The sequence below is a fragment of the Roseobacter sp. HKCCD6576-2 genome, assembly GCF_013179285.1.
GTDB classification, from domain to species: Bacteria; Pseudomonadota; Alphaproteobacteria; order Rhodobacterales; family Rhodobacteraceae; genus Rhodophyticola; species Rhodophyticola oceani.
In genome coordinates, this window is the sequence record NZ_WVNW01000002.1 from 1,055,254 (window position 1) to 1,072,780 (window position 17,527).

At 59.1% G+C, this 17,527-nt stretch carries 19 protein-coding genes and 1 tRNA gene; 9 read left to right on the top strand and 11 right to left on the bottom strand.

The window, feature by feature from the left end; translation table 11 throughout:
- Positions 1 to 193: 193 nt before the first annotated feature.
- The 5 genes from GTF44_RS12350 (at position 194) to GTF44_RS12370 (ending at position 5,620) form a co-directional block, all read left to right on the top strand.
- Positions 194 to 937: a serine hydrolase gene (locus GTF44_RS12350; RefSeq protein WP_171558734.1), complete on the top strand. Its 744-nt coding sequence runs from the start codon at positions 194 to 196 to the stop codon at positions 935 to 937.
- A 570-nt stretch (positions 938 to 1,507) separates the two neighbouring features.
- Positions 1,508 to 2,110, top strand: a complete 603-nt coding sequence (locus GTF44_RS12355) for an aspartyl/asparaginyl beta-hydroxylase domain-containing protein (RefSeq protein ID WP_171558732.1) — start codon at positions 1,508 to 1,510, stop codon at positions 2,108 to 2,110.
- Positions 2,107 to 2,946: an alpha/beta hydrolase gene (locus tag GTF44_RS12360; RefSeq protein ID WP_171558730.1), complete on the top strand. Its 840-nt coding sequence runs from the start codon at positions 2,107 to 2,109 to the stop codon at positions 2,944 to 2,946. Before GTF44_RS12355 ends, GTF44_RS12360 begins: the two co-directional genes overlap by 4 nt.
- Entirely contained in the window at positions 2,946 to 4,010 is a 1,065-nt protein-coding gene (locus GTF44_RS12365; protein WP_171558729.1) for a DUF1611 domain-containing protein, read from the top strand. Before GTF44_RS12360 ends, GTF44_RS12365 begins: the two co-directional genes overlap by 1 nt.
- Entirely contained in the window at positions 4,007 to 5,620 is a 1,614-nt protein-coding gene (locus tag GTF44_RS12370) for an ABC transporter ATP-binding protein (RefSeq protein ID WP_171558727.1), read from the top strand. Before GTF44_RS12365 ends, GTF44_RS12370 begins: the two co-directional genes overlap by 4 nt.
- Before the next feature lie 130 nt (positions 5,621 to 5,750).
- Here the strand turns inward: GTF44_RS12370 and GTF44_RS12375 are convergent, their stop codons facing one another.
- Positions 5,751 to 7,172: a site-specific integrase gene (locus tag GTF44_RS12375; protein ID WP_171558726.1), complete on the bottom strand. Its 1,422-nt coding sequence runs from the start codon at positions 7,170 to 7,172 to the stop codon at positions 5,751 to 5,753.
- A 491-nt stretch (positions 7,173 to 7,663) separates the two neighbouring features.
- Between GTF44_RS12375 and GTF44_RS12380 the strand changes: the two genes are divergently transcribed.
- Complete coding sequence (locus GTF44_RS12380) at positions 7,664 to 8,110, top strand: SOS response-associated peptidase family protein (RefSeq protein ID WP_171567003.1); 447 nt, start codon at positions 7,664 to 7,666, stop codon at positions 8,108 to 8,110.
- Here the strand turns inward: GTF44_RS12380 and GTF44_RS12385 are convergent.
- On the bottom strand, positions 8,069 to 8,659 hold the full coding sequence (locus GTF44_RS12385; RefSeq protein WP_171558722.1) for a hypothetical protein: 591 nt from the start codon (positions 8,657 to 8,659) through the stop codon (positions 8,069 to 8,071). The two genes, GTF44_RS12380 and GTF44_RS12385, sit on opposite strands and share 42 nt — an antisense overlap.
- Positions 8,660 to 9,281: 622 nt before the next feature.
- Between GTF44_RS12385 and GTF44_RS12390 the strand changes: the two genes are divergently transcribed.
- The 3 genes from GTF44_RS12390 to GTF44_RS12400 all read left to right on the top strand — a co-directional run bounded on the left by GTF44_RS12390 (position 9,282) and on the right by GTF44_RS12400 (position 11,308).
- A complete protein-coding gene (locus GTF44_RS12390; protein ID WP_171558720.1) occupies positions 9,282 to 9,590 on the top strand; it encodes a hypothetical protein in 309 nt (102 codons plus the stop codon).
- A 558-nt stretch (positions 9,591 to 10,148) separates the two neighbouring features.
- The gene (locus GTF44_RS12395; RefSeq protein ID WP_171558718.1) at positions 10,149 to 10,325 is read left to right on the top strand and encodes a hypothetical protein; all 177 of its coding nucleotides are present in this window, start codon (positions 10,149 to 10,151) and stop codon (positions 10,323 to 10,325) included.
- Between the two features lie 386 nt (positions 10,326 to 10,711).
- Positions 10,712 to 11,308, top strand: coding sequence for a site-specific integrase (locus tag GTF44_RS12400; protein WP_171558717.1), 597 nt, complete (start codon positions 10,712 to 10,714; stop codon positions 11,306 to 11,308).
- Between the two features lie 706 nt (positions 11,309 to 12,014).
- Here the strand turns inward: GTF44_RS12400 and GTF44_RS12405 are convergent.
- From GTF44_RS12405 to infA, 9 genes are all read right to left on the bottom strand, one after another.
- Positions 12,015 to 12,701, bottom strand: a complete 687-nt coding sequence (locus GTF44_RS12405) for a hypothetical protein (protein ID WP_171558715.1) — start codon at positions 12,699 to 12,701, stop codon at positions 12,015 to 12,017.
- A gap of 131 nt (positions 12,702 to 12,832) precedes the next feature.
- The gene (locus GTF44_RS12410; RefSeq protein WP_171558713.1) at positions 12,833 to 13,228 is read right to left on the bottom strand and encodes a lysozyme inhibitor LprI family protein; all 396 of its coding nucleotides are present in this window, start codon (positions 13,226 to 13,228) and stop codon (positions 12,833 to 12,835) included.
- Positions 13,229 to 13,327: 99 nt separating this feature from the next.
- A complete protein-coding gene (locus tag GTF44_RS12415; RefSeq protein WP_171558711.1) occupies positions 13,328 to 13,906 on the bottom strand; it encodes a CPBP family intramembrane glutamic endopeptidase in 579 nt (192 codons plus the stop codon).
- Positions 13,907 to 14,244: 338 nt separating this feature from the next.
- Positions 14,245 to 15,138: a phage integrase SAM-like domain-containing protein gene (locus GTF44_RS12420; protein ID WP_253261193.1), complete on the bottom strand. Its 894-nt coding sequence runs from the start codon at positions 15,136 to 15,138 to the stop codon at positions 14,245 to 14,247.
- 96 nt (positions 15,139 to 15,234) lie between these two features.
- Positions 15,235 to 15,309, bottom strand: a tRNA-Phe gene (locus GTF44_RS12425).
- Between the two features lie 109 nt (positions 15,310 to 15,418).
- Positions 15,419 to 15,613: a DNA gyrase inhibitor YacG gene (locus GTF44_RS12430; protein WP_171558709.1), complete on the bottom strand. Its 195-nt coding sequence runs from the start codon at positions 15,611 to 15,613 to the stop codon at positions 15,419 to 15,421.
- Positions 15,610 to 16,656: a ribonuclease E/G gene (locus tag GTF44_RS12435; protein ID WP_171558707.1), complete on the bottom strand. Its 1,047-nt coding sequence runs from the start codon at positions 16,654 to 16,656 to the stop codon at positions 15,610 to 15,612. The genes GTF44_RS12430 and GTF44_RS12435 overlap by 4 nt, the downstream gene beginning before the upstream one ends.
- A complete protein-coding gene (locus GTF44_RS12440) occupies positions 16,653 to 17,228 on the bottom strand; it encodes a nucleoside triphosphate pyrophosphatase (protein WP_171558705.1) in 576 nt (191 codons plus the stop codon). Before GTF44_RS12440 ends, GTF44_RS12435 begins: the two co-directional genes overlap by 4 nt.
- A gap of 58 nt (positions 17,229 to 17,286) precedes the next feature.
- The gene (infA, locus tag GTF44_RS12445) at positions 17,287 to 17,505 is read right to left on the bottom strand and encodes a translation initiation factor IF-1 (protein WP_011455993.1); all 219 of its coding nucleotides are present in this window, start codon (positions 17,503 to 17,505) and stop codon (positions 17,287 to 17,289) included.
- Positions 17,506 to 17,527: the final 22 nt, after the last annotated feature.

The following is a 17,527-nucleotide window of genomic DNA, read 5'->3' on the forward strand; positions in this document are numbered from 1 at the left end:
TCCTGCCCTTCTGTCCCTGCTTGTCCAAGCCGCCAGCGCGGAACAATCCGACCTTGGCACCGACGTGGAGGCGCTGCTGGAGACCTTTCATGAAACCTATGGGTTTCCAGGTGCAACAGTCACCTACGTTACTGCTGACTGAGAACCCCAGAGCTTTGCGGTTGGCCTCGCGGACATCGAAGCGGGTACCCCGATGATGCCGGAAACCCGGATGTTGGCGGCCAGCATCGGAAAGACCATCTGGGGTGCCATCGTGCTCGCACTTGAGGCCGATGGGCTGATCAGCCGATCCGACTTGGTAACGGAACACCCCGGTGACGAGCCTTGGTTTACCCGCATACCGAACGCTAGCGACATAACGGTCGGTCATCTTCTCACCCATACGTCCGGCCTACCGGATCATGTTCACATGGATGGGGTCGCGACCGAACTGATAGCAATGGGTCGCGAAGATCGGTTCAACCCACCCTATTTGGTATCGCTTCTTTTTGACGAGCCTGCACTCTTCGAGGCTGGGACAGCGTGGGGTTATACAGACAATGGTTACATTCTGTTGGGCTTGGTCTTGGAGACAGTGACGGATGCGGATGTGTTCGAGCTTGCTGCCGAACGCTTTCTTGTTCCACTCGGCCTGACCAACACAATGCCCTCGAACACATCGATACTCGAAGGCATAGCTGTCGGTTACGTGACAGAGGACAATCCGTTCGGTCTCGCGCCGCGCACGATGGGGGAGACGGCCACCCAGACGCGCCGGATGTGCTCTACGGCACCGGCGTCGCGATTTATAAGGAAACCCAGCACGGACAAGTCTACGGTCACGGAGGCTGGATTCCGGGCTACGTTTCAAGCCTTCGACACTATGCGGACCACAACATCACGATTGCTTTCCAAATCAATTCGGACGTGGGTGTTGTCGACGATAGCACCGACCTAGTTCCAGCGTTGGAAGCCGCACTTGCTCAGTTGCTCATTGAAGCTATGGAACACTGAAGTAACGAGTCGGATGCTGATGTCCGCTTTCGGCAAGCTGTATACCAGCGCGGCAAATCCTGTTGAATGGCCGCTTCGGGCCGACTGCCTTGACTCGGTTCAAGCCAGCTAGGCGCGACAAACGGAGTGAGTTTGGTTGCATTGCTTCGTCCTGCCGCACTGTCTCATCGTCTCAAGCGTCTCTGTTGCCGCAAACTAGCGTCATAGGGGCATCAACCAAAGGAATACCTAGTGGTCGCGAACCTTGGGTCGGCATGTTTGCGCCCAGATTTTTGGGCAACCGCTGTGGCCCTCTACGCGATGACTGCAAAAGACTGTCGAGACAGGTTTTCTCGTTGATCTATGGCGGCGGTGGCACCCGAATGCGACGTAAACCGAAAGCATAGGCCTTCGTCCGACCTTGGGCTCAACCTTCTGCCGATTGCTGATCTCGGCCGATGCTTCAGTCTGTAGCCCACCCAGTTTTCTCTAGCCACGTCCGTCCCGGACCGGGCACAACACAAAGGGCAAAGACATGAAGTTCTTCAAGAAGATCCGCAGCAACGTCCCGGTCGAACCGTTTCTGACCGAGATCGCAAGCGTCAACGGCGCCTGGGCCGATGCCACTGGCCGTCAGGACAAGATCGCAGTCCAGCGGGAGGCTCTGGCGATCCCGATCAGGGGGTTGCGCAAGTCGATGATCCTTGGCCGGGCACGCCGCGACGTGCACGAAAGCCGCTGGACCACGGGATCGGTCAACTTCCCCGTCACGCGTGCGTTCCTGCAGGACGTGGCCACCGAACTCGATGCCGATCTGAGCCGGGCCAAGATCGTGTGTTTGCCGGCTGGAAGACGGGTCTATCCGCACATCGACCGTGGCGAATACTACCGCCTGCGCGGCCGCTATCACTTCGTTCTAAAGTCCTCGGACGGATCGTGGCTGAAGGCCGGCGATGAAGAGATTCGCATGGCTGAAGGCGAACTCTGGTGGTTCGACAACGATCAGATGCACGAAGCCTTCAACGACGGTGGGGAAGATCGCATCCACATCATTTTCGACCTGCTTCCGGCCGAGATGCGCGCCCGCGCCGCCGCGTCGACGGAGAAGGCGCGCTCAGCTTTCCAGAAGGCAGCATGACGATGGCCAAGATCTATTTCAGAGAGGGCCACCCCGGTGCTGTGCCGTCGGCCTGGCTTATCCGTCCGGCGCAACCTTCTGCCGCGCCGCCCGTCGTGGCTGTCCATGGTCTCAACCGCGAGGTCGAGCGGATGGCCGATCTGCTGGCGGCCCGGGCCGACGCGACAGGGCGCACCGTTGTCCTGCCGGTCTTCGACCTGGACAACTGGCGGCGCTTCCAGCGCGCGGCCTGTGCGCAGAGGTCGGACTGGGGCTTGCTCGCCTTGCTGAGAATTCTCCGTAAGGATGGATGGATCGGTGCAGAGGCCCCGGACCTGTCTGGCTTCTCCGGCGGGGCACAGTTCGCGCATCGCTTCGCCTGGCTCTATCCAACCCAGGTGGGGCGGCTGTGCCTTGTGGCTCCAGGGTGGTGGACCTTTCCTGACACCAGCGGATCCTACCCGTTCGGCATCAAGTCAGGCGGGGCGGGTCCCGCGGCCACAACCTTCCGGCTGGCCGCCAACCTGCCACAGTTTCTGGATCGCGAGATCGACGTTCGGGTCGGCGCGCTCGATGTCGAGCAAGACCAGAACCTGCGACAGGACTCGGCCATCATGGCGCAGCAGGGCGCCAACCGCGTCGAGCGCGCGCAGGCCTGGACGGTAGCCGCGCGGGCCGCCGCCGGACAACATGGCCTGACCCCGCGCATCGACTTCCACCTGATGCCCGACTGCGGCCACAGCTTTGCCGATTGCGTCGCCAACGGCGGGCTCGACCACGCCTTTGTCCCTTACGCTCAATGCACGTCAAACCGATTGCCCGTGACGGGCGAAGACCAACTTGTAGAGGTAGCATAATGCACATCATCGACATCAATGCCGTCGCCTCGCCGCTTCTGGCAGGCGCCAAATGGAGCTTCGTGACGCGCCGCGTTGCGCGCGCCGAGATACGGCTCGTCAATCGCAATCTTGCGTCCGCCATGTCCGGTGACCTCGTGCTGGCGGAGGTGCAGGAGCTTGGCAGTCACAAGCGCTTGCAGCTCAGCGACGGCCGGTTCTCGATGCTCTATCCCAAAGACCGCGTGGTCTTGGCCTGCGCCGACCGCTTCGCCGAGGACCAGTTCGAAGGCATCGCGGCCCTGTCCGAGAAAGGCGCGGACCTGTTGGCGGGCGGCGGCGTGATCGGTCAAATGCGCGCCCGCAACGGCAAGGTCAAACGCCCCACGCGCCTATCGGTGATCGGCCGGTTGGCGGATGAGACGGGCCGGGTGCTCAACATCGCCGACTTCGCGCTGAAGGCCGAGCCGGGCGCGCGACCGGGTCGCGTGATCGGTGTGATCGGAACCGGGATGAATGCCGGCAAGACCGCCGCCGCGGCGGGCCTGGTCAATGGGTTCGCCCGGTTCGGCGACAGGGTCGCCGCGATCAAGGTTACGGGCACCGGATCCTTCGGGGATGTTCAGAACTACGAAGCGGCGGGTGCCGCTCAGGTCCTGGACTTCACCGATGCGGGTTTGGCCTCGACCTACCGGCAGCCGGTGGATCGTCTGGAGATGGTTACGCAGAGCCTGCTGGCCGCGGCGGCCGAGTCCGATACCGCCATCGTCGAACTGGCTGATGGCGTCAGCCAGGTCGAAACTGCCGAATTGCTGCGACGCCCAAGCTATCACGCGCTTTTCGATGCGTTCCTGCTTGCCGCGCCGGGGGCGCTGGCGGCGCGGGGGGCGCTGGACTGGCTCCGGGCCGACGCGCAGATCGCCCCCATCGCACTGACCGGGCTGATGACGCAGGCCCCGCTTGCTGTCGCCGAAGCCGAAACCCTCGGCTTCCCGGTCTTCTCGCGCGAGGATCTTTCGGATCCGGCCACGGCTTCCTGCCTGACCGGCATTCTGGCGCGGCAGGTGCAGGCGGGCGCGGCATGAGCCGTGCGCCAAAGGTCGCGGACGAAAGGCGCTGGATCGGCTTGCTGGCGCTTGTCGGCCTTGCCCTAGGCCAGGCGGTCACCATGGTGGTGACCGCCTTCGCCACCCGTGATGTCATCGGTGCCCTGCGCGCGGAAGGCGCAACGGTACCGGTCGACGCCCTTGCAGCCATCGCGATTTCTGGGCTCGTGATCTTCGTCTTGCGATCCGCCGAAGGCGCGTTGGGCGAGCGCACCGGCCAGAGCTATGCCGCCGCGATCAGACGGACCCTGTTCCTGCACATGACCAAGATGCCGCTGAGCGCCATGGCCGAACGCCGCGCAGGCGCCACGGCGCTGCGGTTCGTCGGCGATCTGGCGGCGTTCAAAGGGTGGGTCGCGCGGGGGGTGGCGCGGCTCATCTCCGCCTGTGCCACGATCCCCACGGCGTTCGTGATCCTCTACGTGCTTGATCCGTATCTTGCGCTTGTGGCGGCGGGCCCAATCAGTCTTGTGATGGCCGTCATCTTCTGGCTCGGCGGTCCGCTGGGCGACGCCCATGCCCAGCTCCGCAGCAAACGCGCGCGGCTTGCCGCCGCGATGGCGGAACGGCTGCCGCAGGGCATTGCCTTGCGCCGATCAGGACGCGTCAGAACTGAGTTACGGGTCCTGGATGGGCGCTCCCGCGAGATTGTTCGCGCCGCAGTACGACGCGCCTGGCTTGCTGAGAGCGTCCGGGCTATGCCCGATGCTGCGGCCGGTGCGGCCGGTGCCCTGTGCCTCTGGGTTTGTCTGTCGAAGGGCCTCGGAGTCGCGGATGCTGTGGCAGCCTTGACGGCCCTGTCGCTCATCGTTTGGCCGCTCCGCCACCTCGCGGACGTCCGGGATCGGCAAAAGGCCTATGGTGTCGCACTGGCAAAGCTCGAAACAGCTCTTTCAAGTCCGCGCCTGCCAAAAGTCGCAAAGGCTGCCATCGACCCCGAGGCGCCAGCCATCCGCCTCCACCGTCTTTGCCTGCCGAACCTGGAGCCTGTCGATCTGGTGCTGGAGCGTGGCGCGACGCGCCGCCTGGTCGGTCCCCCAAGCAGTGGCAAGAGTCGCCTTCTCCTGACACTTGCAGGGCTGGAGGCCAGCCCACGCGATGGCAGTCTGCAGGTTTTGGGCAATGACCCGGCCGCGCTGAAGACGGGCCAGGTGCTGTATCTCGGCCCGCACACCCCCATGCTGAAGGGGTCGCTTCGCCGCGCGCTTACACTGGGCACCGGGCAGACCCCGAGGGACGACGAACTCATGGAGATCATTGAGCGCACGGGGCTATCGGCCTTGTCCCTGCGCCTCGGCGGCCTCGACGGCCAAGTCGCAGAGGGAGCACGCAACCTGACATCGACCGAACGAACCGGTCTCTACGTTGCACGCGGATTGATCGCCCAGCCCACTGTTGCCTTGGTGGATGCCGATGAACTCGGGTTTAACGAGAGCGCCATGACACTGCTGCTGGGTCATTTCGCGCAATGCGGGACTGCCGCCCTCGTCGTGACCGCCAGAAGCGGGGTCCGTAGGGTGTTGGACCCGCCGCTTACGCTGACCATAAGGGCGGCCGCCGAGGACCAGGGACCCATGGCCGCCGCATGATCGGGCGTCCGACGTATCCGCCAATACGCCACGGGTCGCGGGCCATATCAGGTCGTTCAGTGAACACCTGGTGTAAGGTGCCGCGCCGCAGCACTGGCTCCCAATCCGAACGGCAGCTAGGGGCCGAATTCTATTTCAGTTCATCCTCACGCTGCCGCAGCAGGCTCACCAACTCACCGGAAGCCTTGCTCATACTCTTTCTTGGCCAAGACCATTGGGGCTCTGTTTTGCTCTGCAATGTATTTCGCAAGCGCTGCAGTCTCGAATCTTTTGAGACAGTCTGAAGTGGAGCAAATCGGCGTAAGATTTCGTTTTCGAGGCCATCACAGCACAGATGACCATACGTTCGGCTAACTGTATCGGTGTTGGTGTGCCCAAGCTGTTTGGCAACCATTGCAAGGGGTGTTCCAGCTTGCAAGAGTTGGCTTGCGTACGTGTGTCGAAGGCCATGAAACACGAAGCCTTCGGGCAAGCCAGCCCGTCGTACCGCTTCTCTGAACAGGTGCTTATGGCAGCCAGACCACAACCGACCTGAGGACATCCTGAAGACGAGATCTTCGTCATCTAAAGCTTCGACTTGGTCCAAGAAAAAGGTCATGCCTTCGTTTGGTAGCACCACGTAGCGCCCGCGATAGCTCTTTGGAGGTTCCGCGTAGATGCCAAATGCATGCCCTCCAACATCTCGCGCTTTGAGGCACGCTAATTCGGACACACGACAGCCTGTGTAGAGAGCGCCTTGCACCAAGAGCGCCAGATCGGGACGGCAAGAGGCGATCACGCGCTTGGCTTGGGCTCGGGTCAAGAAGAACTGTCGCGGAGTATCAGCGTGGGGCATTCGTCGAAAACGTCGCCAGTGCAACTCGCTATCGATATCGCCGTTTTCCCAAGACATCTCGATTGCTGTTCGGAGAAGTCCTATGATGGTGTTCAGTATCTTTTTCCTTTTGCGAAGTCGTTCGTGATCTAGCTCTTCGAGGCGAACGCGCCCCTCTGGAGCGCCTCGACCCCGTTTGGGTGCGGTCTCAAGAAAGTCAATGCAGAACTGCGTGAAAACAGATTGGCTGAGTTCCTCAACGGGTAAATGGCCAAGGCGAGGAATGATATGATGGTTGATCAGCGACAGGGTTGTTTCGAAGTATGTTCTTGCGGCCGCGATGCGTTTCCATTCTACGAAGGAATGCATCGCATCGCCGACAGTGAAGCGGCTTTCCACTTTTGTATAGTGGAGCTCACGATTGATCCCTGCTGGATACGGCTCTGAGGCAACGGCAAGAACATCCGGTTCGTTAAACCAGTTCTTGGCATGCTCCAATGCTTCTTCGTAGGTCAGCCCACCACTCTGTGCCGTTCTATGTGGCCCAAGCCTTGTTTGGGAGTACCCGCCGTCCAGCCGGCGAACTCGAGCCATCCAGTAAAGCCTGCCAGAAGCGAGTTTCTGCAAACCAATGTGGCGGCAGAATTCCAAGATATTCCAGTATGGGCTGTTTCTTGGCCGCAGCTTTCTGACGTTCTCCTTAGACGACAACGAGGGCACGTGTGCAGGTTTTCGCATGTCTTTATTGCTCCGTCAGATTGGACGAAACGAGTGTCACCAACGTGTTCAGAACGGCAACTTTTATCCACAATGCTTGGCGGATTAGATATCTTCTTTTGGGATGCTGTAGCGCCGCGCGGCATTAAAGATCGAATGGCAGGAAAGGGCCGTCATCAGGGTTCGCTTTGTCGTCGGTGCAGTTTAATGCTCCTGTGCGGTAGCTATTGTCGAATTACAGCCACAACGTCTGTCTAGCGCCGATGTGCAACCTCTACTCAGATACGACCGCCCAAGAGGCCATGCGGCAGATCTTCAGGTTCAAGCCAGAGCATGACCTTCTGGGCAACGCGGCCCCACAGTCCGCGATCTTCGGCGACGCCGAAGTGCCGATTTTCAGGGTCGAAATGAACAGCGATAGAGCTTTGTGCTATGCCTGGTTGGGATGGAGTAAGGCGGAATTCGGGTGCGTAACTAATGCCTGCAATCTCACAGGCTAACCGTGGAAATTCGTGATCGAGAGGCCAGAACAGCGGTGTTTAGTGCCCGCAAGCGCTTTTTCTGAGTATCATCCGACAGAGACTATGCCCGGTGCCTCTCGCAAGCCGATCAAGGCTGCAAGCTGGTTCCGAGTTGTAGGGGAGAGGGAGCGCCCGCCATTTGTCTTTGCCTGGTTCTGCCGTCGCTGGAGTTGGGAGAAGGACGGACTGCGCAAGAAAGCGGATGCGGAACTGGCCGAGGCCAACACCCCGACGCTCGCGATGACCTTCCCCACAACCGATTCGAACAGTGTCGTGGCTCCGATCTACCCCAAAGCAATGCCGGTTGTCTTGCGCACAGAAGTCGAGTTCGAAACCTGGCTGCACGGGGATGTTGAGACCGCACTTGCTCCGCAAAAACCATTGCCGGACGACGCGCTAGAGTTGGATTTTACAGGTGAGAAGTCGGATCGCGTCTAAACGAGGGGCGCGCTCCCGAGAGCGAGGGCAGCGGTGGGAGTTTATCGCACCAAGCTGTTCAATAACGGTCTGTTTTAGGACATCGAACTGCGGGCCGAAACTTCCAGACATTCGCCCGACGAAGATTGTCAGGGCGAATGTCACCGCCTGGCAAAGCGGGCTGCGGTTGTCCACGCCGTCACAGTTGGCAGGCATCGCTATATCATCTGAATAGGTTAGCAGGTGTCCAACTGCGCGGAGGATGTAGAGGGCGACTTCCTCAACATTGTCGGCAGTGATCCAGTCAAACTCATAGCTCAGAGCAAAGGCGACCGTATCTAGGGCATCGTTTAGGCGCTGATCATCTTCCAGGCCGCCTGCCACGTATATCGCTTTCAGCAAATCGTAGAAATTGCTAAATGAGAACAGCCGATTTGGGCGCAGCTCGTTGAACGCAGAGCGCTCGACCATCACTGTGCCTCCCGGCTCGCGCCCATGTTTCGCGAGTCCAAGGACAGCAGAGGCCTCTTCGGGCGAAAACGGAAAATAGATCAGGTCTTCGGCGTCCATCACACACATCCTTATCGTTACCATTTTCATCAAAACTACCTATAGATAAGCTAAATTTCTGTTAAGGCGGTTTTGGTTTGGCTGGTGTCCAAGCCGACGCCGGAGATCAGTCGAAGCTAAAGCAACCCAGTGATCGTCCGAATCGCTGAAGGCACCGACACGCCGAAGGCACCTGATGATTAACACACCGACGATTTACAATATCGAACAAATCAGCGGACTGTAGCCGAAGGGTGAACTGTAACCTTATAAAAAAGGGAGATTAAGGTTTTCTTAACCTCATGTTTCGATTGTCCGAACAATTGACGTTAACAAATCGAATCAAGTTGAGGAAAAGAGAAATGGAAGTAATCGAGGCCATGAAACGCCGCTGGGTGCCTGGGATCACAGCATCAGGAGATGAGGGAGTTCTAATTGAGAACTCGATTGAAAACGCTCTCTTGGCTGCTCGAACAGCGGGGTTCGAAAATACAGCAATTGCATTAGAACGGATGCTGAGCCAGCAGCGGCTACTTAGTCGAAGGACGTCACGTAAATAACCGATACTCTCCTATAAAAAATATTATTAACAACCTATTAACCAATTGAGTCAAGTCTCACGCCCACAAAGACAGGGGCTGATATGACACTAAATGATGTAATACTGGACACACTTGCGGAGTTAGCAGATAGGGAAATCAGCGAAGGTGACGAGAAGGCGGTCTGGGGGTTAGAGGCGGTAATCATGGCTTATTGCTTGGATACCGAGATGGACGCCGAAGATGTTCGGAAAATAATACTTGATCGGCGGCGAAAACGAAAAGCAAAAGAGCACGAGGCTCTACTTTCAATAGATCAGAACGACTCTGTCGAAAGACTATCGAACAACACGCGTCGCCCTCCACTTGTTGTCGATAACAAAAATGCGACAAGCCGCCAAATCATGACTTAAGGTCGCGAGACCTGGGGCGAACTAGATGAGGTGGCCCAGTTGTCGGAACGGTCCACTATGACAACTCGAGATGCACCCAACGCAGCGCCAGCGATAGAGGTGTCACGCTGAAGCATCTCAGCGCGGCCCCACATACGCCTGCGGCGAATGTCCGCATTGCGGTCGTAGGCTTGTCGAGTACCTCGCGTCCGCTATGAACTCAGCACTGGTGATCTTACACCCGCCGGGGCGGCAAGCCGCCACTCGCAATAATGAACCAACGCAAGTTGCAGCCCGATATACCTGCCGTTTGGTTCCCCTGTTCACTTTGCTCAAAGCTTCAGGTAACCTTCACACGTCCGTCATAGACCGATGACGGATGACGTTTGATCACGTCACCTATGGGAACCCCGCTAGGTCGGGTGTCCCAAGAAATACAAGACCGCTTACCAGCCAATGGGTAGCTCCCGACGGTGCGGAAATACTTGGGACGTGTCCATAGCACGTGATCAAACACCCGGCGCCAGCCGGTCAACAAGGTTGCGACGGGCTTTGATCAGCCCAGCTATGGAGTCTTAGATGAAAACTGCTTTCGCTTTTGTGTGCTTGCTCCTCGGCAGCACGGCAGTGGGTCACGCTGAAACCGCAGAGTCCCTAGAAGACATCTGCGAACAGGCGCAACAAATCCTCGACGATCAGCCCAGACAGGTTCAGGACATTCTGAACAGCCTTTGCGGCCAGTACTGGGATGACTGACGGCGGCTAGGCCGTTAAAATCAACGCTCGCCAAATCTTCAAACAACAAAATGGGTGGCCGTCCAAATGGGCGGTCGCCTGCCGTAAGGGACGCAAATAGATAGCTTGGGCGCCGCTGACTATGACGCTCTCCGACTTAACCTTTGGCAGTTCAGCCCCGAAACAGTCCCTTGAACGCAACCAACCACCCGCCCAGGCAAGGTGCCAGAGATCGGTTCTCCAATCTACAAGCCCTGTTCGGAACTATACTGATGATAGAACTACGAGTTCATCATCAATTCCTATAACAAACTGATTTTCATAGGAACTTCTCCACCCTTAGCCTGTGCCCATCATAAACTGATGGCCTTATGCCCGGATCAGATGGATTTGATCATGAGGATACGATGGCTCTCACCAAGCAGGCGAAGACGCTGAACAAGAATCAGATCGGTGCTGTCTTGAACTACCTCGCAGGCCGACGAAACAACCTCCGCAACAGAACGATCTTCTTACTGTCGGTCAGAGCGGGCCTGAGAGCGAAGGAGATTGCCTATCTCCGGTGGGACATGCTTCTTGATGTCGATGGAGCGCTTTCGACCGAGATGGCGCTTCACAACGAAGCTTCGAAGGGCCAATCGGGTCGTCGAATTCCGTTGAGCAAAGAGCTTCGGGCATCGCTTTCGGAACTGCTTGATCTAAGGCAACAAGACCGAGGGTTCAGCCCGTCCGAGCACGTCATTCGAACCGAGCGGGCGGACAGGACAAGCCCTCAGGCGATCGTCAACATGTTTGCGTCCTGGTATCGTGACCTTGGCCTGTTGGGCTGTTCATCGCACAGTGGTCGGCGAACGTTCATCACTAATGCTGCCAAGAGGATTACAGCAGTCGGCGGTTCCTTGAGAGACGTTCAGTACCTTGCAGGGCACACCTCTCTTCAGACGACGGAGCGGTACATCGACTACTCTGTAGAGGCACGCCGGAGAGTGGTTGAGCTGGTTTAAGTGACGACTGAAGTGTCGCTACCACATGCGTATTGGCCAAATGGGCCCTTAACCTTTTGTAAGACCAAGCTTGTCAGCAACCACGGCACCTATAGGCAGAGAATGGTTGTTGACTTGATTTGAACTCGAGCGGTGTCCGCGGTCTCCACGCCCGCCCCCGTTGATGGTTCGGTTGGAGCGCATAACTACCTCGACCGGCGACGGAACGCCCTCCGCAACCGGACGATTTTCCTGTTGTAGGTCAAGGCGGGGCTGAGAGCGAAGGAGATCGCCTGTCTCCGGTGCAACATGCTTCTCGACGTGGATGGGGTCCTCTCGGCTGAGATGGCGCTTCAAAACGAAGCTACGAAGGGCAAATCAGGCCGTCAAATTCCGTTGAACAAAGAGCTACGGGCTTCGCAGTCCGAACTGCTCGAACAGCGTCGGCAGCTTTCGAGATTTCAGCCATCGGAGCACGTCATTCGAACCGAGCGGGCGGACAGAGCTAGCCCGCAGGCAATCGTCAATGTGTTTGCAGCCTGGTACCTGATCTGGGCCTACTGGGCTGCTCATCGCACAGCGGCAGGCGAACGTTCATCACCAACGCTGCCAAGAAGATCACGATGGTCGGCGGCTCTTTTCTGATCGAAGGATGATCAACGCCTCTCTCGCAAAACTACCCACCAGAGGTGAAGCGACAACGGATAGTAGACTGAACATGCCAAAGCTACTGTCCCGCCAATTCCGTGTCGTATGGAACCACGAACACGTTGCGGGTGACTTGGCGACTGGTCTCGTACGGACCCTCGCCCAGAAATGTGACAGGGCCCAAGCCAAGTCGGTTCATGTCTTCGAGAGTATAGGTCCATCCGGCAAGCCCGCTTGCGCGCCATGCGTCGAGATTGCCGTGACGCATCGCATGCAACGTGAATTCCGGACCGATACCGATGGTTTCGAAAAATTCGGCTTCTTCCGTGCGCGACGCGTTCGCAATTGCGATCTGCTGGTCTATCGCCTGTTCGATGATCTCGCCGGTGGCACCTTCCGGGAGGGCCGGGATCAGGGCCGCTCGCAAGGCCGCCCGCTCAAGGTCGTCGCCGCTTTGACCCGGCAAGCTTTCAGCGATCACGTCGTATTGCGTCTCGGAACCGTGCCAGCCAACGAAAGAATCCGCCCGAATGATGCGGTCTGCGCCGGCTGGAAAAATGTAGTTCGCGCAGGACGAGAAGCAGATGGCGTCGACGGTGACAGTCAGGTCCTGCTGATGAATCCAGCGGCCAATGACACGGCCGGAGTGCGTGTCCCCGCCAAGGGAATTGATGACGAAGGTGCGGACGCGCGACGTGTCTTCGGCGGCAATGAAGTCCAGAAACGCGTCCTGAGACGCGATGGAGATTGCGCCGAAGAAATACATCTCATCCCCTTCCATCCAAATGCGCGCGGGATCGTTCTGCGCAAATTCGGGTGTCGAGTCTTGTGCCGAAGCGGCGCTGGCCAAAGACACCAGCACAATCGCCATGACGGCGCGCGCACAAGCCCGTGCCCTCATGGCAGCAATGCCAATAGCTCGGCGATCCGCGCCCGTGTCAAAGTGACATGGCACGCGCCCTCGGCGATCCCAGCGCCGGAGCCACCGCCAAACAACGCGCCGCTGTAGCTGCATTGCGCGTCTCGATAGGCTAGCCACGCTGTTTGCGCCTCGGCCAAAGCAGGCACGGCATCGTCTCGTTCAGTCACACCGTCCAGTTCTGCCGCCGCGTCTTGGGCAAAGCCAACTGTTTCATTCAGCGCTTGATTGGCGATGTCGACCTGAGCCGCGACGCACGACGCGATCTCGACCTGAGTGGACACCTGCACACCGCATTCCAAGGCAGCATCAGCGGCAACGGGTGCGGCCGAGACCGCATACAACGTGGCGAGAAGAGTCAGATTTCTGGACATTGGTCTCTCCGATCATACTGTCTTGGACAGCGAAATGGCGCCTCGCAGCCTTTTGCCCAACCAAGCACCAAGTGAGGTCCGCGCCCGCCGCTGGCTTGCCTAACCCGCCCGGCGCGCATTGGACCGCTTCCACCAATAATATCCCAGCAAGACAATCAGCCCGTAGAGCGGCTCAAAATACTGTACGACAAAGGTGATGCTTTCGGTCACCGGATCACCATCGAGATTGACCGCGCCGTCAGTCGGTAGGGGTGGGCGAACGGCGGAAATCCGGCCATTGAGCGTGACCATCGTATCCCAAAGACAATGCAGAACGGCGCCGGGCCAGATGGATCCCGTACGCAGGGCGAGCGCGCCATAGAGGATACCAGACAGTCCCGCCGCGACCGCCTGGCTTGAGGTCTCCGAAAAGTCTTGCCCGCCAATCCAATTGACGTAGTGCATTGCTCCAAAAAGAACGGAAGAGGCGGCTAAAGCGATCAGCGGACCCCACTTCGCTTCGAAGCCGTAAAAGACCACACCGCGGAAAAGGCCCTCTTCAAAAGTTCCGACAAGTAAGGTCAGGGCAAGAAGGGCGGCAAGGTAGGATGCCGAGAAGGACACGGAAACCGATTGCCCGCTAGCACTTATGATCCCGATCAGCAGCAAGCCGCCCATGAAGAGGATGGGTGGAATCATATACCACAAACCGCCCCAGGCCGGTCTCGTGGTCAAACGTGTCTGCTTTGTCCAGCCAAGCCAAACGATGATAGCGATCAGGGTGCCAGCAAGCACAAGTTCGAGCGGGGTCTGGGACAAGTCCACGGTATTCGCATGGCGATCTGCGTCGTGCCCAAGTGATGCATCGGACGAGAGCGCCGGCACAACGAAGGACAGGAAGTATCCGAACAACACCAGCATCGCTGTCGTGAGAGGCCGTGCGCAAAGCCAACTGCGAAGTGTATTTCCCAAGGATTGACCTCAAAAATAAGCGGTGATTCCCTTTTCATTTCCATGGTGGCACGACTGGGTGAGCCTCAGAAGCACTTTGCCACAAAACCGCTTGCGGCTGTTGATGAGCGCGTTTGCCAAATGCTGCCGCCTTGGTCATCGGGCAATGGGTGATCTTGTGCACATTGATGGAGCACATGCAGCAATTGGCTACGTGCTAATTCGGCCAAAGCGGCCCAGAGCTGCCGTTCGCCGGCCGGCCGCAGGAAGCTGTGCACGACGAACTTGAACATCTTAACGTGGTGTCCAGTGATTTGAACGCCACGAACGGTGTCTCCGCGTTTTGCACACTCGGCGGCGGCATTGCAGAACCGCTTGTACTCGCTATCCGTGAATGTGTGCCTGGGCGTGTCTTCGGTCTTGACCTTCGGCATCGGCGGCAACGTCTGCATCAGCCCGTCTTCAACGGCCAAGGTCAGAACCTTGCGGATGATGATCACGTGCTTGGATTTCGTTGAGCCCGCCAGCGGTTGATTCCGGTTCTCATCAAGGTGCAGCAGGTACTCACGGACCATGCCGGGCGTGATCTTCGTGACGTCATACTTGCCGAAGTAGGGGATCAGCCCGTCCTTGGAGCGGTTCAGCAGCTTGTTGTCTCCTTCCAGCCACTTCGTCTTCCCCTTCTGCGCCGCCATCAGCACCTTCGCGTAGTGTTCAAAGCTCGTGGATTTCGTCAGCGCAAATGGACCGTCTGCCCGGCTGCGGTAGCCGTCAGCAAACTCTTCAGCGGACTTGATGGCTTCGAGACGGATGGTCTCTTTCGTCGACCGGACAACGTACTTGCCCAGCAGCGGATCTCGCAGGCGCAGATACCAAAAAGGGCTTCGTCCCGTCTTGTAAATCGCAAGGCCCTTGCGCAGCTGCTTCTGCGACACGATTGAATCAGTTGACTTTTTGGGTTTCGACGATGTGCGGGCCAACCTTGCCGATCCTGATGTGTATAACTGTGTATAACTTATCAGGATCGGATCGACGGCTCAACGAGGCCGATTTTATACATTAATATCAGAGTTTTATGGTGCCCGGGGGCGGAATCGAACCACCGACACGAGGATTTTCAATCCACTGCTCTACCCCTGAGCTACCCGGGCACGGGAAAACGGGGCGTGGTGGCCTCCGTTGGGTGCAGGCGTTCTAGGGGTTTGGGCGGGGGCTGTCCATAGGGCGCGGTGCAATTTTTTCACGACGCGCCAGAACGTCTCAATGTGGACGATCCGGCTTGGTTTTTTGTGCGTTTTCCATGGCCTCGATCACCTCATCCACATCGTCGGGATCGGTCGAGGGCACAGCATAACTGCCGTTCAACCAGCGCCCCAGATCCACATCCGCGCAGCGGCGCGAGCAGAAGGGGCGGTATTTCGGATCGGTCTCTTTCGAACAGATCGGGCAGGTCATCTTGGCCAAAGCTCCGTCAGGGGCCAGCGGTCGCGTTTGCGTTGCAGCTCAAAATGGCCAAGCGGGGTCCAGCCTGCAAGAGCCGTATCGGTGGCATCTGCCCGAAACGCGCGGCGGAGGGCGTCTTCGAACTGTCGCCGGTCTTTCTTGGGCATCGGCGCAACATCAAGGGTGATCTGGCCGGCCAACCCTCGCAAGCGCAATTGCCGAGGCAGGTCGCGGGCGAGGGCCAGATTGGCCTTCAAACCCGCCGCCAAAGACGTGTCGGCGCCGGTGTTCACATCGACCGCAACCAAGGCCGAGGTTGGCTCAATCATCGCGGTTGCCCCGGCGGAGAGCCGGAGAGAAGGCATCAGAAGGGCCTCAACAGCGTCCAAGACACCGAGATCGGCAAAACATCCGGGGCGGTCCAACACCTCATCGGGATCCGGCACAACCCAATCCCGCCATGCCAGATGATGCGCATCTGGCGCGTCCAGAAGCAGTTCCGGCGCACCCTCGGCATCCGCGAGCACCGCAGCCGCCAGATCGCGCATCGCGGCGATGTCGCCCGCGATCTCCTCATCGTCCACACCGTCAACCGCACTACGGAGGATCAACCCATGGCTCTCCGGCGCGCCGACCATTGCCTCATGCGCGATTTCCAGCAGCCGCTCTCGCTCGGCCTCGTCCCGGATCGAGCGGGCAATGTTCACACCCGGCGCATCCGGCGTGATGATCGCATAGCGGCTCTTGAAGAGCAGGCGTGTGGTCACCGGCGTGGCTTTGCCGCCCTCGCCCAGCCCGGTGACCTGCACCAGGAGCGTCTGTCCAGGCGCCAAACCCTTGCCTTGGCGGAGAAACCCGTTGCCATCGGGCAGGCGCAGCATCATCCCGCCCTGCCCTTTCAAAGGCCGATCGCAAACCGCGCGCAGAATCGCGCCCGGCGCGGGGGGCGCGGCCTCATCCGGGTCCACGGCCAGATCTTCCAGCCGCCCATCGACCATAAGGGCCGCCGCTTTCCGGCCCGAGACCTCGTCCAGCAGGACAATCCGGCCCTTCATCCCTGCCTCCAAACTGGCCAGCCCGCCGCCTGCAGCATTGTGGCGGTTTCGGCCAAAGGCAGGCCGACAATCGCAGAATGGCTGCCACTGATCCAAGGGATGAACGCGCCGGCGGGACCTTGGATCGAGTATCCTCCCGCTTTGCCTTGCCAATCGCCGGTCGCGAGATAGCCATTCAATTCCACATCGCTGAGCCGCTTCATCTGCACCCGGCTTTCCACGCAGCGTTCCCAAATCTGAGCGCCTCGGCGGAGCGCCACCGCCGTGATCACCCGATGCCGCCGCCCGGAGAGCGCCAGAAGAAACGCCGCCGCCTCGCCCGCATCGCGCGGTTTGCCCATGATCCGGCGGCCCATTGCCACGGTTGTGTCCGCGCAGAGCACCAGATCATCTGGCTCCGCTTGCACCGCCAGCGCCTTCTCGCGCGCCACCCGCGCGCAATAGGGGCGCGGCAACTCGCCAGCCTGCGGATCTTCATCAATATCTGGGGCTTGGATCGCGTCCGGTGTCACGCCCAAAACCGCCAGAAGCTCTTTCCGGCGAGGGCTGCCCGATCCGAGGATCAGTCTCATATCATGATCTCAGAACGCACCCGACGACCGGAGTCGGTCTCTCGGATCACGGTCATGCTTACTTGAAGCGATAGTTGATACGACCCTTGGTCAGGTCATATGGCGTCATTTCCACCTGAACCTTGTCGCCCGCCAGAACCCGAATTCGGTTCTTGCGCATCTTGCCTGCCGTATGTGCGATGATCTCATGGCCGTTCTCTAGCTCGACCCGGAATGTCGCATTTGGCAGGAGTTCCTTCACGACGCCGGGAAATTCGAGCATTTCTTCCTTGGCCATGGTCTCTCCTTGCTTAACGCCC

Excerpts from the sequence above, each read along its gene's own strand:
- GTF44_RS12350 (WP_171558734.1), top strand. The coding sequence starts at position 194 with ATGATGCCGGAAACCCGGATGTTGGCGGCCAGCATCGGAAAGACCATC.
- GTF44_RS12355 (WP_171558732.1), top strand. The coding sequence starts at position 1,508 with ATGAAGTTCTTCAAGAAGATCCGCAGCAACGTCCCGGTCGAACCGTTT.
- GTF44_RS12360 (WP_171558730.1), top strand. The coding sequence starts at position 2,107 with ATGACGATGGCCAAGATCTATTTCAGAGAGGGCCACCCCGGTGCTGTG.
- GTF44_RS12365 (WP_171558729.1), top strand. The coding sequence starts at position 2,946 with ATGCACATCATCGACATCAATGCCGTCGCCTCGCCGCTTCTGGCAGGC.
- GTF44_RS12370 (WP_171558727.1), top strand. The coding sequence starts at position 4,007 with ATGAGCCGTGCGCCAAAGGTCGCGGACGAAAGGCGCTGGATCGGCTTG.
- GTF44_RS12375 (WP_171558726.1), bottom strand. The coding sequence starts at position 7,172 with ATGCGAAAACCTGCACACGTGCCCTCGTTGTCGTCTAAGGAGAACGTC.
- GTF44_RS12385 (WP_171558722.1), bottom strand. The coding sequence starts at position 8,659 with ATGGACGCCGAAGACCTGATCTATTTTCCGTTTTCGCCCGAAGAGGCC.
- GTF44_RS12390 (WP_171558720.1), top strand. The coding sequence starts at position 9,282 with ATGACACTAAATGATGTAATACTGGACACACTTGCGGAGTTAGCAGAT.
- GTF44_RS12395 (WP_171558718.1), top strand. The coding sequence starts at position 10,149 with ATGAAAACTGCTTTCGCTTTTGTGTGCTTGCTCCTCGGCAGCACGGCA.
- GTF44_RS12400 (WP_171558717.1), top strand. The coding sequence starts at position 10,712 with ATGGCTCTCACCAAGCAGGCGAAGACGCTGAACAAGAATCAGATCGGT.
- GTF44_RS12405 (WP_171558715.1), bottom strand. The coding sequence starts at position 12,701 with ATGTATTTCTTCGGCGCAATCTCCATCGCGTCTCAGGACGCGTTTCTG.
- GTF44_RS12410 (WP_171558713.1), bottom strand. The coding sequence starts at position 13,228 with ATGTCCAGAAATCTGACTCTTCTCGCCACGTTGTATGCGGTCTCGGCC.
- GTF44_RS12415 (WP_171558711.1), bottom strand. The coding sequence starts at position 13,906 with ATGATTCCACCCATCCTCTTCATGGGCGGCTTGCTGCTGATCGGGATC.
- GTF44_RS12430 (WP_171558709.1), bottom strand. The coding sequence starts at position 15,613 with ATGACCTGCCCGATCTGTTCGAAAGAGACCGATCCGAAATACCGCCCC.
- GTF44_RS12435 (WP_171558707.1), bottom strand. The coding sequence starts at position 16,656 with ATGAAGGGCCGGATTGTCCTGCTGGACGAGGTCTCGGGCCGGAAAGCG.
- GTF44_RS12440 (WP_171558705.1), bottom strand. The coding sequence starts at position 17,228 with ATGAGACTGATCCTCGGATCGGGCAGCCCTCGCCGGAAAGAGCTTCTG.
- infA (WP_011455993.1), bottom strand. The coding sequence starts at position 17,505 with ATGGCCAAGGAAGAAATGCTCGAATTTCCCGGCGTCGTGAAGGAACTC.